The sequence below is a fragment of the Mycobacterium sp. genome, from assembly GCF_040509115.1.
Lineage (GTDB): Bacteria > Actinomycetota > Actinomycetes > Mycobacteriales > Mycobacteriaceae > Mycobacterium.
In genome coordinates, this window is record NZ_JBEVLO010000231.1 from 1 (window position 1) to 14,872 (window position 14,872).

Annotated in this window: 11 protein-coding genes; 9 read left to right on the top strand and 2 right to left on the bottom strand. The window is 66.8% G+C overall.

The window, feature by feature from the left end:
- The coding region (locus ABW137_RS15885; protein WP_526401590.1) for a non-ribosomal peptide synthetase at positions 1 to 5,452 on the top strand (5,452 nt) is incomplete at its 5' end.
- 15 nt (positions 5,453 to 5,467) lie between these two features.
- On the opposite strand, the gene ABW137_RS15890 is transcribed toward ABW137_RS15885, so the two are convergent.
- On the bottom strand, positions 5,468 to 5,782 hold the full coding sequence (locus tag ABW137_RS15890) for a hypothetical protein (protein ID WP_526401610.1): 315 nt from the start codon (positions 5,780 to 5,782) through the stop codon (positions 5,468 to 5,470).
- Positions 5,783 to 5,869: 87 nt separating this feature from the next.
- Between ABW137_RS15890 and hisN the strand changes: the two genes are divergently transcribed.
- From hisN to ABW137_RS15915, 5 genes are all read left to right on the top strand, one after another.
- Positions 5,870 to 6,664 carry a histidinol-phosphatase gene (gene hisN / locus ABW137_RS15895; protein WP_526401592.1) on the top strand — a complete coding sequence of 265 codons (795 nt, stop codon included), beginning with the start codon at positions 5,870 to 5,872 and terminating at the stop codon, positions 6,662 to 6,664.
- Between the two features lie 47 nt (positions 6,665 to 6,711).
- Positions 6,712 to 6,861 carry a hypothetical protein gene (locus ABW137_RS15900; RefSeq protein ID WP_526401594.1) on the top strand — a complete coding sequence of 50 codons (150 nt, stop codon included), beginning with the start codon at positions 6,712 to 6,714 and terminating at the stop codon, positions 6,859 to 6,861.
- Between the two features lie 129 nt (positions 6,862 to 6,990).
- Positions 6,991 to 8,400, top strand: coding sequence for an acyl-CoA dehydrogenase family protein (locus ABW137_RS15905; RefSeq protein ID WP_526401596.1), 1,410 nt, complete (start codon positions 6,991 to 6,993; stop codon positions 8,398 to 8,400).
- Positions 8,401 to 8,437: 37 nt separating this feature from the next.
- Positions 8,438 to 9,646, top strand: a complete 1,209-nt coding sequence (locus ABW137_RS15910; protein WP_526401598.1) for an acyl-CoA dehydrogenase family protein — start codon at positions 8,438 to 8,440, stop codon at positions 9,644 to 9,646.
- Positions 9,647 to 9,733: 87 nt separating this feature from the next.
- Positions 9,734 to 10,732 carry an acrylyl-CoA reductase family protein gene (locus tag ABW137_RS15915; protein ID WP_526401600.1) on the top strand — a complete coding sequence of 333 codons (999 nt, stop codon included), beginning with the start codon at positions 9,734 to 9,736 and terminating at the stop codon, positions 10,730 to 10,732.
- A gap of 64 nt (positions 10,733 to 10,796) precedes the next feature.
- Here the strand turns inward: ABW137_RS15915 and ABW137_RS15920 are convergent, their stop codons facing one another.
- Positions 10,797 to 11,765: an alpha/beta hydrolase gene (locus ABW137_RS15920; protein WP_526401602.1), complete on the bottom strand. Its 969-nt coding sequence runs from the start codon at positions 11,763 to 11,765 to the stop codon at positions 10,797 to 10,799.
- Positions 11,766 to 12,197: 432 nt separating this feature from the next.
- Here ABW137_RS15920 and ABW137_RS15925 point away from each other — a divergent pair, with 432 nt between their 5' ends.
- From ABW137_RS15925 to ABW137_RS15935, 3 genes are all read left to right on the top strand, one after another.
- Entirely contained in the window at positions 12,198 to 13,301 is a 1,104-nt protein-coding gene (locus ABW137_RS15925; RefSeq protein ID WP_526401604.1) for a homogentisate 1,2-dioxygenase, read from the top strand.
- A complete protein-coding gene (locus ABW137_RS15930; RefSeq protein ID WP_526401606.1) occupies positions 13,302 to 14,549 on the top strand; it encodes an alpha/beta hydrolase in 1,248 nt (415 codons plus the stop codon). It begins immediately after the preceding gene.
- Positions 14,546 to 14,872 (top strand): CoA transferase (locus tag ABW137_RS15935; protein WP_526401608.1); only part of this gene is annotated, 327 nt, incomplete at its 3' end. The genes ABW137_RS15930 and ABW137_RS15935, both read left to right, overlap by 4 nt.

Consider the following 14,872-nt stretch of genomic DNA (forward strand, 5'->3'; position numbering starts at 1 on the left):
CGAATACCACGACCACCAGCACTACCGCGCCCCCACCGACGCCGTCCAAGAAATCCTCACCAACATCTACACCCACACACTCGGCGTCGAACGCGTCGGCATCGACGACTCCTTCTTCGACCTCGGCGGCGACTCCCTGTCCGCCATGCGCCTCATCGCCGCCATCAACACCGGCCTCGGCGCCGACCTCGCCGTCCGCACCCTGTTCGACGCCCCCACCATCGCACAATTGACCCCCCACCTCAGGCCGGCCAGCACCCACCGGACGCCACTGACCGCAGGCAAACGACCCGACGTCATCCCACTGTCGTTCGCGCAGAACCGACTGTGGTTCCTGAACCGGTTCGAGGGCGGCGTTGCGACTTACAACATGCCGACCGCGTTTCGCATCAACGGCAAGCTCGCCGTGGAGGCCCTCGACACGGCGCTCGACGACGTCATCGCCCGCCACGAATCCCTGCGCACCACGTTCCCCGACGTCGACGGCGTGCCGTTCCAGAACATCCAGGCAGCCCAGCCTGGGATGTGGCGGCGCGGCGGCCCGGCAGTGGTGTCGCTGCCGGAGGACGAGATGGTCGGCCAGCTGCTCGCACTGGCCACGTACCAATTCGATCTGTCGACCGAGATTCCGCTGCGCGCACAGATCTATTCGATCGGGCCGGACCAGTACGTGGTGGCGATCGTGGTGCACCACATCGCGTTCGACGGCTGGTCACTGGCTCCGATGGTCAGAGACATCGCTGCGGCGTACTCCGCCAGACGGCACGGCTCAGCGCCTGACTGGGCTCCGCTGGCGGTGCAGTACGCGGATTACGCGCTCTGGCAACAGGATTCGATGGGCAGCGAGTCCGACCCGGATAGCGTGATCGCCAGGCAGCTGCGCTACTGGTGCGACGAGCTCGCCGAGCTACCGGCATTGCTGTCGCTGCCGACGGACCACGTTCGCCCACCGATGCCGAGTTACCGCGGTGACGGGGTGGACGTGCACATCGGACCGGACACATGGGCGGGTGTCAAGCAGGTCGCGGCAGCGCACCACGCCACGCCGTCCATGGTGTTGCAAGCGGTGGTGGCGGTGGTGTTGCACCGGGTCGGCGTCGGCGAGGACGTGGTGATGGGGACGCCGATCGCCGGACGGCTGGATGCGTCACTCGACGATCTGGTCGGGTTCTTCGTGAACACGTGGGTGCTGCGGGTGGGCGTCAAATCGCAACTCAGGTTCAGCGATGTACTGCACCGGGTTCGGCAGAAGGCCCTCGACGCCTACGGCAACCAGGACGTGCCCTTCGAGCGGCTGGTCGAGCAGTTGAACCCGGTTCGCTCCACCTCGCACCATCCGCTGTTCCAGGTGCTCACGGTGTTCCAGAACAACGTGCGCCCTGAGGGGTTGGCCTTCGACGAGGTCAGCATCGAACCCCTTGCGGCACCGACCCGTACCGTCAAGTTCGACCTCGAGTTCGAACTGCGGGAGGTGCCCACCGATGACCAGGCCGCGCCGATGGCCGCCGGAATGGTCTCGTATGCAACGGATCTGTTCGATCGGTCGACCATCGAGAGAATCGCCACGTGGTTCGGGCAGGTGGTGGAGGCCGTAGTGGCGGACGCGTCGATGGTGGTCGGGGACGTACCGCTGCTCGACGCGGACGAACGCGAACTGCTGCTGTCCCGCTGGGCCGGAGCCGACGTCGAGGCAGCGGTAGGGCTGGCGCCGCAGCTGCTGGCTGCGGCGGTGACCGCGCACCCGGATGCCGTCGCAGTCATCGATGGTGGTCGAAGTGTGACCTACCGCGAGCTCGACGAGTGGTCGACGCGGTTGGCGCGGATGCTCATCGACGCAGGGGTGGGTCCAGAACGCGCGGTCGGCGTGGCGATGGACCGCAGTGTGGAGCTGGTCGCGGTGTGGTGGGCCGTCGCGAAGGCCGGGGGTGCTTACGTACCAGTCGATCTCGCGCATCCCGCCGAGCGTACGGCCGGTGTGTTGGAGACGGTCGGGGCGGTCTGCGTGTTGACCCGCGGCACCGACACGGCGGACGGGGTCGGGGCGCGGGCCGTCATCCGCGTCGACGGTCTGGACGTGTCCGGTTGGTCAACGGATCCGATCACCGACGCCGATCGCCTCTTGCCGCTGGGGGTCGACGACACCGCCCATGTGTTCTTCACGTCGGGATCCACCGGGGCACCGAAGGGGGTATCGGTCAGCCATGCCGGCCTCCTTGGCGTGGCGGCGCTCGACGAGGTGTTCGGCGTGAACGCGGGTTCCCGCGTGCTGATGGCGGCCTCACCGACCTTCGACGTGTCCGTCGGCGAGATGCTGTTGGCGGTGAGGGCGGGGGCGGCGCTGGTGGTGGTGCCCACCGAGGCCTACGCGGGCGAGGCGTTGACCGGATTGCTTCTGCGCCATCGTGTCTCGGTGGCGACGTTGACCCCTCCGGTGCTGGCATCGCTGGATCGAGCCCGGCTGGACGGGTTGGGGACCGTCATCACCACGGGCGAGGCCTGCCCTGGAGAGTTGATGTCGGCCTGGGCGCCGGGGCGACGGATGTTCAACGCGTACGGGCCCACCGAGACGACGATCTGGGCGACGTGCAGCACCCCCATGTCGGCGGGGCAGCCGGTGACGATTGGCGCGCCGATCGCGGGGGTGTGCGCATTGGTGTTGGACGCCCGGCTCAACCCGACCCCGGTCGGGGTCGTCGGTGAGCTTTACCTGTACGGGCCTGCACTCGCCCGTGGCTACGTGGACCGACCCGGGTTGACCGCGCAGCGATTCGTCGCCAACCCCCACGGCGCCCCTGGCGGGCGCATGTACCGCACCGGGGATCTGGTGCGCTGGACTGCAGGGCGAACGCTGGATTACCTGGGCCGCAGCGACACTCAGATCAAACTGCGTGGACAACGCATCGAGTTGGGTGAGATCGAGAGCACTCTGCTGGCCAGTCCGCAGGTCTCTCAGGCCACCGCGTCGGTGCATCACGGCAACACCGGAGACCACCTCGTCGCCTACATCACCCTAGAGCGTGCCACCACGAGCGATCGCGACGCCGAGATCGTCGATCAGTGGCAGGACGTGTACGAGGAGCTGTACGGCGCAGAGGTCGGCCCGGCGGGCTTCGGTACGGATTTCCGGGGCTGGAATAGCAGCTACACCGGCGATCCGATCCCACTCGGGGAGATGCTGGAGTGGCAGTCGGCGACAGCGGCACGGATCAAGGCGCTACGGCCGCGGCGCGTGTTGGAGATCGGCGCCGGCTCGGGGCTGGTGCTGTCACAGGTCGCCCCGGAGTGCGAGCACTACGTCGCGACCGACATGTCGGCGAGGGCGATCGACAACCTCGCCCGCTCGCTGGAGAGGTTCCAGATCCCGTGGCGGGATCGCGTCGAGCTGATGACCCGACCCGCGCACGTCACCGAGGGGCTGCCCCGGGGTTACTTCGACACCGTCATCCTGAACTCGGTGATCCAGTACTTCCCGAACGGAAGATACCTCGCCGACGTGGTGGATGCCGCCATGGACCTGCTCGCGCCCGGCGGTGCATTGTTCGTCGGCGACGTCCGAAACCACGCCATGGCTGGGGTTTTCCAAACGTCGGTCGCGCTGGCCCGCACGTCCACCAGCGACGCCGCCGAGATCCGCCAGCGAGTTCAACGGGCCATGCTCAGCGAGGCCGAGCTACTCGTCGCCCCGGAATTCTTCACCACCTGGGCCGCCGAACACCAGTCGCCCACCGGACTGGACATCCAGGTCAAACGCGGACTTTCCGACAACGAAATGAACTGGTACCGCTACGACGTCGTCATCCACAAGACGCCTGCCCCGGTGCGCTCGCTGGCCGACGTGCCCACAGTGCCGTGGACCGAGTGCGCAGGCCTGCTCGGCTTGCACACCCGGCTGGCCTCCTGGCGACCCGCCGCGGTCCGTGTCACGGCGATCCCCCGCGCCGGGCTGATCGCCGACGTCGACGTCGAACGCGCCCTCGGCGAAGGCCTGTCCCTCGCCGAGGCACGCGCTCGGGGTTCTGAGACGGCGATCGCCGAAGCCGCCACGCCGGAACAGTTGCACCGCATCGGCGAAGGCATCGGATACGACGTCGCCGTCACGTGGGGCGCCCGACCCGGCACCCTCGACGCCGTGTTCATCGGCCCCGGCGACCACGACGGGATGGGTCACCGGCAGCACCAGGCGCTGACCGATCTGTACCTACCGGATCGTCAGGGCACCGACGGTCACTCGGCCGCTCGCGCCCGCAGCCACGCCAACGATCCCCACACCAACACGAGGATCAGCGCGGTGCGTCAGTGGTTGACCTCGCGACTGCCCGACTACATGGTGCCCGCCCAGATCATGGTGCTCGACGAGTTCCCGCTGACCTCGTCGGGCAAGCTCAACCGAAAGGCTTTGCCTGCGCCGGTCTTCGCGGCCACGACCTTCCGACCTCCGCAGACCGATACCGAGAAGATCGTCGCGGAGGTCTACGCCAAGGTGCTTGGTCTGGACCGCGTCGGGGTCGACGAGTCGTTCTTCGATCTCGGCGGGGACTCGCTGCTGGCGATGCCAGTGATCGACGGCATCAACAAGGCACTCGGCACCCACCTCGCGGTGCGCACGATCTTCGACGCACCGTCCGTTCGGAGCCTCAGCCGACAGTTGGGCAAGGCGGACAGCGCGGTGCAGGTCGTCCCCGTCGAGGTCTTCAAGCGTGGTGCCGGGGTTCCGCTGTGCTGCATTCACGACGGGCTCGGCCTGTCCTGGTCGTATCGAGCTCTCGGCAATCACCTCGACGGCCCGATCATTGGAATCAACCAGATCTTCCAGGGTGGCGATGCCGCGCCAGCATCGATTCGCGAGATGGCGGCACGCTATGCCGACCGACTCCAGGCGCTCTACCCCAGCGGGCCGTACAAGCTGCTCGGCTGGTCGCTGGGCGGGGTGGTGGCCCACGAGCTGGCCATCGAGCTTCGCCGACGGGGATGCGACGTGGGACGGCTCGTCGTGCTCGACTCGACCTTCAGCGGGAACCGGATCGTCGCGAGGAGTGAGGCGTCGGGCGAGAGCCAGATCCTGGAACACATCCTGCGGATCAACCACGTCGAACTCCCCGACCGATCCGGGCCTCTCACGTATCGCCAGGCGGCCGAGCTGATCCATCAACAGCCGAGCATGGCCGAACACTCACTGGTGCCGACCGAACTGCTGGAGTTCATGACCAGAAGCCTCACGACCAACCAGTCCTACCTTCAGCATCACGTGCCAGGGGTCTTCGACGGCGACATGGTCATCTTCTCCGCCACGCGCGACGCAGACGACGGTCACGCATCCGAACTTGCCCGGTGGCGGCAGTGCGTGACCGGTGACATCGCCACCCACGCGGTGGACTGCACGCACCACGAGATGATGACGCCCGAGTCGCTCGCGCTGTACGTCGAACGCCTCAAACGCTCGTTGGGGGCTTGAGCAGCAACTCGCCGTTCAGTAGGGCTGGATCTTCGGTTCGGGCTCGGGTGCCTCCGGCGGAGCAAAGCCCCACTTGTCGGGGTTGTTCGGGGCGTAGAGCACCGGGATGAGCTGACCCATCGTCGGTGACTGTCCCACGTCCATCACCAGCCGCGCGTAGACCTCGTGCTCGCTCACCGTGGGACCGTTGATGACGCCCGTGATGGTCACGTTCTGCGAACCGTTCGACTCGGCTCCCGAGCTGACGCCGGTCACCAGCAACGTGCCCTCGGCCAGATTCGATGCGGGGTTGCCTGCTCTCCCCACGCCGCCCGCACCACGTCTGCGCATGATCCGGGGCCCCAGCAAGAGGACGATGCCACCGATGACCAGCACTAGTACGAGGAATTCCACAGTGCCCATGGTAGGACTGCTGCCATGGGCACAATCGCGGACGACATGACGCTGGCACTCAATCTGGCCGACGAGGCCGACGAGTTGACGTTGGACCGCTTCGGCGCCATGGACCTGCGCGTCGAGACCAAGCCTGACCTCACGCCGGTGACCGACGCCGACAAGAACGCCGAGGAACTGCTCCGCGGCCTGCTGGCGGCGAACCGGCCTGACGACGCCGTGCTCGGCGAAGAGTTCGGCGGCACTGCGGTTTTCGAAGGCCGCCAGTGGGTGCTCGATCCGATCGACGGCACCAAGAACTTCGTCAGGGGCGTGCCGGTGTGGTCGACGTTGATCGCACTGCTGGAGGACGGCGTCCCGGTCGTCGGCGTCGTCAGTGCGCCCGCGCTCGCGCGACGGTGGTGGGCGGGAGAAGGCGAGGGCGCCTTCGCGTCGTTCCGAGGCGAGAGCCGACGCATCTCGGTGTCCGGCGTCGACGACGTCGGTTCGGCGAGCCTGTCGTATTCAGACCTGATCGGCTGGGGCGATCGCCGCGACCGGTTCGTCGAGCTGACCGAGGCCGTGTGGCGGGTGCGCGGGTACGGCGACTTCTGGTCCTACTGCCTGCTCGCCGAGGGTGCGGTCGACATCGTCGCCGAACCCGAGGTCAAGCTGTGGGACCTCGCGCCGCTTGACATCCTGATCCGCGAGGCGGGCGGTGCGTTCACCAACGTGGAGGGCTCCCCGGGTCCGCACGGCGGGAGTGCGGTGGGCACCAACCGCCTGCTGCACGACAGCGTGCTGGCCAGCCTGGAACCGCGAAAGTCGGGAAAAGCGTAGGGAAATCCCCGATTCCTCCCAAGGCCGATCGACCTAACCTCTTCGGCATGAAGAAAGCAGCATTCCTGGCCGGTGCAGCGCTGGCGGGATTGGGGGCTCTGCTGATTGCGCCGTCGGCGGTCGGGGATCCCCGCATCACGGTGCCCTTCGTCCCGGTGTCGGTCACCGTGCCGTCGGATGGCGGCGCACGGACCTGACGACGCGACGGCGCCGCGGGGCAGAGCCCGGGTCGCGCGCAGGTGAGATGTTGGTAACAGGCTCCTTAGACCTTACTCCAGAGTAAGATACCGTCGTATAGCAATGCCCAACGATGCAAGGCTGCCGACATGCCCAACACCCTGCCGTCCGCGAACGGCTCCAAGCAGCGACCCGAACGCTCGGGATCCGAGAGCTCCGTCGGTCTGCAGAAACACAAGCGCTCACCAACCGCCGTCGGTCTGGCGCTGCTCACACCGCTCCTCGGCCAGCCGTTCCTGGACAAGTACGGGCTGCGCGACCCGCTGAACCGCGGGCTGCGCTACGGCGTGAAGACCGCCTTCTCCACCCTCGGTGCGTCGAGTCGACAGTTCAAGCGCGTGCAGAGCCTCGGCAAGCCCCCGACCCGCCTCAAGCCGAGCGGTGCGGACTACTTCGACCTCACTCCCGACGACGAGCAGAAGATGATCGTCGACACCGTCGCCGAGTTCGCCGAGGAACTGCTGCGGCCCGCAGCCCATGACTCCGACGCCGCCGCGACGTATCCCGCCGACCTGGTCGCCAAGGCCTCCGAGATCGGCGTGACCGCAATCAACGTCCCCGAGGACTTCGACGGGATCGCGGCCCACCGCAGCACGGTCACCAATGCCCTCGTCGCCGAAGCCCTCGCCTACGGCGACATGGGACTGGCCCTGCCCATCCTCGCCCCGGGTGGCGTCGCCGCCGCACTGACCCACTGGGGCAGCGCCGAGCAGCAGGCCACCTACCTCCCCGAGTTCGCGGGCGAGACCGTGCCCCAGGCCTGTGTCGCCATCGCCGAGCCACACGCACTCTTCGATCCGACCGCGCTCAAGACCATCGCCGTGCGCACCCCCAGCGGCTACCGGCTCACCGGCGTCAAGTCGCTGGTGCCGGCAGCAGCGGACGCCGAGGTGTTCGTCATCGGCGCCCAACTCAACGGCAAACCAACCCTGTTCATCGTCGAGTCCGGGTCCAAGGGACTCACCGTAAAGGCCGATCCGAGCATGGGCATCCGCGCAGCCGCCCTGGGCCGCGTCGAACTGAACGACGTGGCGGTGCCGCTGCACAACCGGCTCGGTGCGGATGAGGCTTCCGAACCCGACCACGCAAGCAACTATTCCGAGGCCATCGCGCTGGCCCGATTGGGTTGGGCCGCACTGGCCGTCGGCACGTCGCATGCCGTCCTCGACTACGTGATCCCCTACGTCAAGCAACGCGAGGCGTTCGGCGAGCCGGTCGCCCGCAGGCAGGCAGTCGCGTTCATGTGCGCCAACATCGCCATCGAACTCGACGGCCTCCGCCTCGTCACGTGGCGGGGCGCCTCCCGCGCCGAACAGGGCCTGTCGTTCGCCCGCGAGGCTGCGCTCGCCAAGCGCATCGCCACCGACAAGGGCATGCAGATCGGCCTCGACGGTGTCCAGCTTCTGGGCGGCCACGGTTTCACCAAGGAGCATCCTGTCGAGCGCTGGTACCGCGATCTACGGGCCCTCGGCGTCGCCGAGGGCGTCGTCGTCCTCTAACGGCCGAACCAAGAATCCAGGAACGGAAAACCCAGTCATGGCAATCAATCTGGAAATGCCGCGCAAGCTCCAAGCCGTCATCGACATGGCTCACGACGGTGCCGCCGAGATGCTTCGACCGATCTCCCGCAAGTACGACCTCGCCGAGCACGCCTACCCCGTCGAACTCGACACCCTCTCCGACCTCTTCGACGGACTGACGGCGGCCAATACGATCTCCTTCGCCGGCGCGGACGCGTTCCGCGGCGGGGACGGCCCCAAGGAAAACGTCAACGGCGCCAACATGTCTGCGCTCGTCAACGCGGTCGAGATCAGCTGGGGCGACGTCGCCCTGCTGCTATCGGTGCCGTTCCAAGGTCTCGGCAACGCCGCGATCTCTGGGGTGGCCACCGATGAGCAGCTCGAGCGTCTCGGCAAGGTGTGGGCCGCCATGGCCATCACCGAACCCGGCTTCGGTTCCGATTCGGCGGCAGTGTCCACCACCGCCAAGCTCGATGGCGACGAGTACGTCATCAACGGCGAGAAGATCTTCGTGACCGCAGGGTCGCGCGCCACCCACATCGTAGTCTGGGCCACGCTGGACAAGAGCCTGGGTCGGGCCGCGATAAAGTCCTTCATCGTGCCGCGCGAGCACCCGGGGGTCACCGTCGAGCGGCTGGAACACAAGCTCGGCATCAAGGCCTCCGACACCGCCGTCATCCGCTTCGACAACGCCCGCATCCCGAAGGACTTCCTGCTGGGTAGTCCGGAAGTCCAGGTGGACAAGGGATTTGGCGGCGTCATGGAGACGTTCGACAACACCAGACCGATCGTCGCGGCGATGGCCGTCGGCATCGCCAGAGCAGCACTCGAGGAGCTGCGGGTCATCCTGACCGATGCAGGCGTGGAGATCTCCTACGACAAGCCCGCCCACGCCCAGAACGCGGCGGCCGCGGAGTTCCTGCGAATGGAGGCCGACTGGGAGTCCGGCTATCTGCTCACGCTGCGCTCGGCGTGGCAGGCCGACAACAAGATCCCGAACTCCAAGGAAGCCTCGATGGGCAAGGCCAAGGCAGCTCGGGTGGCCAGCGACATCACCCTCAAGACCGTCGAATTGGCAGGAACGACCGGGTATTCCGAGGAACTGCTGCTGGAGAAGTGGGCGCGGGACTCCAAGATCTTGGACATCTTCGAAGGCACCCAGCAGATTCAGCAGCTAGTGGTGGCGCGCCGCCTGCTCGGGATGTCGTCTGCTGAATTGAAATAGGCGGCTCGCCGCCCTACCCCATAGGCGGCTCGCCGCCCTACCCCATCGGCGGCTCGCCGCCGTACCCCACGCGATAACGTCAGTGTCATGGATGACTTTCGAGCAGTGGTCGCCCGACAGGGCGACGACGGGATCACCGCGGCAGTCGAGACGCTGACCGAGGCGGAGCTACCCCCTGGTGAGGTGACCATCCGGGTGGCGTACTCCGGTGTCAACTTCAAGGACGCCCTGGCGCTGACGCCCAAGGGCGGCGTGGTGCGTGACTACCCGATCGTGCCGGGCATCGACCTCACGGGCGAGGTGGTGGAATCGTCGTCCGACGACTTCACGGTGGGCGATGCCGTGTTGGCACACGGCTACGAGATCGGCACGGGGCGCCACGGCGGCTATGCCGAGTACGCCAGGGTGCCCGCCGACCAGGTGGTGCCGCTCGGCTCGCTGACGCCATACGAGGGTGCCGCCATCGGCACCGCGGGATTCACCGCCGCGATGAGCGTCCAAGCGCTGATCGCGCGCGGCATCAACCCGGAGGACGGACCGATCGTGGTGACCGGCGCGACCGGTGGCGTCGGCTCGGTGAGCATCGACCTGCTGTCCGCGGCGGGTTACGAGGTCGTCGCGTCGACGGGCAAGAAGGACGCCGCAGACAGGCTGACTGCACTCGGCGCCGCGGACGTCATCCCTCGGCTGCCGGAAGACCCCGACGCCAAGCCACGTGCGCTCGGCAAGACCCGGTGGGCCGGTGCCGTCGACTGCGTTGGCGGCGCGACCCTGGCCGACGTGCTCAGCACCATCTCCTATGGTGGCGCGGTGGCCGCCAGCGGTCTTACCGGTGGACCCTCTCTGCACACGACGGTCATGCCGTTCATCCTGCGCGGCGTCGCCCTGCTCGGCATGGACTCGGTGATGATGCGGATCGGCCCGCGCCGCGAGCTGTGGGCGTTGCTCGGTGGTTCCCTCAAACCGCAGCGACTGTCCCAGATCACCCACGACGTCGACGTCAAGGACGTCGTCCAGGTCATCGATCAGGTCAGAGCTGGAAAGTTCTCCGGCCGCGCTGTCGTCAAGGTGGCGGGCGGCTTCTGACCCGCCGACCGCTCGGGGTGACGGAGCAGCCTGCGGGCTGATCCAAATCAGATGATGAGTGACCTCAGAGCAGGTGGCTGATGAGGTCCGGCTTCATCTGCTGCAGCTGCGCGCCCCAGTAGGGCCAGTCGTGCGTGCCGCTGTCTGGGAAGTTGAACACGCCGTTGTTGCCGCCAGCGGCGATGTAGTTGTCCTGGAACGTGCGGTTGGTGCGCACGGTCAGACCCTCGAGGAACTTGGCGGGGATGTTGTTGCCGCCCAGCTCACTGGGTGTGCCGTTGCCGCAGTACACCCAGATGCGCGTCCCGTTGGCGACGATCGTCGGGATCTGCACCATCGGATCGTTGTACTGCCACGCCGGGTCGGTTTCGGCGGGACCCCACATGTCGTTGGCCTTGTAGCCGCCAGCGTCACCCATGGACAGGTTGATCAGGCCGGGCCATTGCCCCTCGGACGGGTTGAGGAAGCCCGACATGGAACCGGCGTAGGAGAATTGACCGGGGTGGTGCGCGGACAGGACGAGGGCTGCGCTGCCCGCCATCGACAGACCGACGGCGGCGTTGCCAGTGGACCGGACGCTGTTGTTGGCCGCCAGGTAGCCGGGTAGCTCCGAGGTCAGGAACGTCTCCCAGTTGTAGGTGAGGCAGCCGCTCTTGCCGCACGCGGGCTTGTACCAATTGGCGTAGAAGCTCGACTGACCGCCGACCGGCATGACGATGGACAGTCCAGAATCGAGGTACCACTCGAACGCCTGGGTGTTGATGTCCCAGCCGTTGAAGTCGTCCTGGGCGCGAAGGCCGTCGAGCAGGTAGACGGCCGGCGAGTCCGGGCCGCCGCTCTGGAACTGCACCTTGATGTCACGACCCATCGAAGGCGACGGGACCATCAGGTATTCGACGGGAAGGCCAGGGCGCGAGAACGCTCCCGCGGTTCCGCTGCCACCAACCAGGCCGATGGCCGGGAGAAGAACCAAGGCCGCGACCGCGACCAAGAGTCGGCGCGCCCAGCGGCCGAGAATTCCGTCAACCAACATCTACGAATCCATCCAGTCCTGTTACGGGTAACTCGTCAAACCCACGCGATCTGAAGATCGCACCAAGCGGCGTCGATCGTTACCTTAAGCCGCGCCCGACCCGCATAGCAGGCAGACCTGAGTGTTCACTTGTAGACACGCAGTAAAACATGTGGTGAGCATCACTAGCCACCCAGACACCCCTTGCACCACCAGACACGTGTGTTAGCCGGGCAGTTCTACGCAAACGTAAGCCGCGGTCGGGGCCGGTTCTCGCGGCAGCGCGGGCAGTCGACTCGGTCTCGACCACCGGTTTCGGGGCCGGTTGCGCGCTTCTTGCCGAAAGAGTGCTCGGCCACGGCCTCGACGCAGCTCGTTGACATCTGTCAATCGGCGCACTAAAAGTAAAAATAACTTCATTTTTATCTTCTGGCGACATCGATGGAGCTGTCCATGGAATCGTTCATTCATCTGCGCAAGGGCAAGACCCCTCGCCGCCTGCACGCCGACCTCGACGGACTCAAGGACGACGAACTCGGCCGTGGCGGCTTCACCGGGCGGACCGCCAACATCTACCGGCGCCACGACCCCACCGCGTACCGGACGGTCGGCCCACTGCGACCGATCGACGTGTTGTCCGGCGAGCTCAAGCCGAGCGACGCCAGCGACGCCCACGGCGGCCCGATGCCGATGTTCGTCAACGCCGACTGCCAGATCCTGCTGTCTCGCCGCGCCGAGCCGATGCCGTTCTTCGTCCGCCACGTCGACGGAGACCTGCTCTCGTTCGTGCACGAGGGATCCGGGCTGCTGCAGACGGAGTTCGGCCCGCTGCGCTACCGCGAGGGCGACTGGGTCTACATCCCGAAGGCATGCACGTGGCGCCAGGTACCCGATGGCGGGCAGGCCGGGGTATCGACATTGCTGATGGTGCAGGCGACCGACGAGTTTCGGGTACCACCGCCCGCTCAGTTGGGCAGGCACTTCCCCTTCGACCCATCACAGGTCGTGATCCCCGATCCCGAGCCGATCGACGACGACGGTCGCGACGAGTACGAGGTCCGCCTCATCCACGAAGGGGGCCCGACAACGCTGTTCTATCAACACAATCCGCTGGACGTCGAAGGCTGGAGGGGTGACAACTTCCCGTTCACGTTCAACATCGAGGACTACAACGTGGTGACGTCGGACAGCGTCCACCTACCCCCGACCGTGCACCTGTTCATGCAAGCCACTGGTGTCTACGTGATGAACTTCCTGCCCAAGCGTGCCGAGAGCGTCCAGGGCACCGAGCGCACGCCCTGGTATCACCGCAACGTCGACTACGACGAGATCGCCTTCTTCCATCGCGGTTCGCTCTACGGCATCCCGATGCCGCCCGGCCTGTTATCGCATGCGCCGCAAGGAGTTCACCACGGTGCGCCGGAAAAGGCGCGCGAACGCGCCCGTCGCAAGTTCGACGAGTACGACCGGGTCGACTGGTCGGTGATCGCCGTCGACACGCGGCGACGGCTGGTCCCGTCGGCCGAGGTACTGGCGAACGACCTCGGGCAGCACTAGATGACGACGACCGAGCAACCGGTCAGGCACGACTACGAACGCATCCCGTATCTCGTTGCCTACCGGAATGATTCGAGTGTCCGTGACGTGTACGGTGGCGTCTCCGAGCTGGTGGTGTTGGAGAGCTACCTGCTCAGACCCAAGGACAGGCCCACCGATACCGTGCTGGTGTTCATGCACCCGATCGGCGGCGGCGCCTACCTTCCGATGATCAACGGACTGGCCCGCGCCGGGCATCACGTCATCTACTGCGGCAGCCGCTTCCGCGGCACCGACTCCGCACTGCTGATGGAGAAGGTCGTCGAGGACCTCGGAGAGTGCATCAAGGACGCCAAGAACCGGCTCGGCTACGCCAAGGTGGTGTTGGCCGGGTGGAGCGGCGGCGGCTCACTGTCGGTGTTCTATCAACAGCAGGCACAGCATCCGACGATCACGTCCAGCCCGTCGGGCGACGGACCGGACCTGACGAAGCTCGGGCTGATTCCCGCCGACGCCATCATGCTGCTCGCCGCGCACATCAGCCGCCACCGCACCATGACCGAGTGGCTGGACGCGTCAATCCTCGACGAGTCCGATCCGTCCACGCGGGACCGGGAGCTCGACCTCTATGACCCCGACAATCCCAACCAGCCGCCGTACACACCCGAGTTCCTGGAGCGCTACCGCGCGGCACAGGTTGCGCGCAACCGGCGAATCACCAAGTGGGTCTGGCAAAAGCTCGCGGAGTTGTCCGAAATGGGCAGGCCGGAGGACGAGTTCGCGTTCGTCGTGCACGGCACCATGGCCGATCCTCGATGGCTCGACCCGACGGTCGATCCCAACGATCGCGCCCCGGGGACCTGTTATCTGGGCAATCCGCGGGTGGTGAACAACTCGCCGGTCGGACTGGCGCGGTTCTGCACCCTGCGCAGCTGGCTGTCGCAGTGGAGTTTCGACGACGCCAACGGTGACGCGGTGGACTGTGGACCCGACATCGCCGTGCCGACCCTGGTGATCGGTAACCTGGCCGACGATGCCTGCACACCGAGCCACACCCTACGACTGTTCGAGGCAATCGGGCACCCCGACAAGGAGATGCACGAGATCGCCGGCGCCAACCACTACTACGCGGGGCCCGACCAACGCGGCACACTGCGGGAAGCGGTGCGCGTCGTGACGGATTGGCTGCACCGGCACGGATTCGACACCGGCGGCTCCCCCGCCCCAAGGGGAGACCGGAGCGAGCGCGTACCGATGGAGTCGCCGTGACCGTCACCGGACCGCTGGACGGCGTCCGGGTCATCGAGGTCGGCACCCTGATCTCGGGTCCGTTCGCGGGTCGGCTGCTTGGGGACATGGGCGCCGAGGTCATCAAGATCGAGCCCCCGGGCGCCCCCGACCCGCTGCGCACGTGGGGCCAAGCCGAGCTCGACGGACACCACTTCTTCTGGACCGTGCTCGCCCGCAACAAGAAGGCCGTCACACTGAACCTGCGGGCCGAGGCGGGCCGCGCCCTGTTCCTCGACCTGGTCGAGCGCTCCGACATCGTCGTGGAGAACTTCCGGCCCGGCACGTTGGAGAAGTGGAATCTG

Bases quoted from the DNA above. Each gene is read 5' to 3' on its own strand.
- ABW137_RS15900 (WP_526401594.1), top strand. From the start codon at position 6,712: ATGAAGAAAGCAGCATTCCTGGCCGGTGCAGCGCTGGCGGGATTGGGG.
- ABW137_RS15905 (WP_526401596.1), top strand. From the start codon at position 6,991: ATGCCCAACACCCTGCCGTCCGCGAACGGCTCCAAGCAGCGACCCGAA.
- ABW137_RS15920 (WP_526401602.1), bottom strand. From the start codon at position 11,765: ATGTTGGTTGACGGAATTCTCGGCCGCTGGGCGCGCCGACTCTTGGTC.
- ABW137_RS15910 (WP_526401598.1), top strand. From the start codon at position 8,438: ATGGCAATCAATCTGGAAATGCCGCGCAAGCTCCAAGCCGTCATCGAC.
- ABW137_RS15925 (WP_526401604.1), top strand. From the start codon at position 12,198: ATGGAATCGTTCATTCATCTGCGCAAGGGCAAGACCCCTCGCCGCCTG.
- ABW137_RS15930 (WP_526401606.1), top strand. From the start codon at position 13,302: ATGACGACGACCGAGCAACCGGTCAGGCACGACTACGAACGCATCCCG.
- hisN (WP_526401592.1), top strand. From the start codon at position 5,870: ATGGGCACAATCGCGGACGACATGACGCTGGCACTCAATCTGGCCGAC.
- ABW137_RS15890 (WP_526401610.1), bottom strand. From the start codon at position 5,782: ATGCGCAGACGTGGTGCGGGCGGCGTGGGGAGAGCAGGCAACCCCGCA.
- ABW137_RS15915 (WP_526401600.1), top strand. From the start codon at position 9,734: ATGGATGACTTTCGAGCAGTGGTCGCCCGACAGGGCGACGACGGGATC.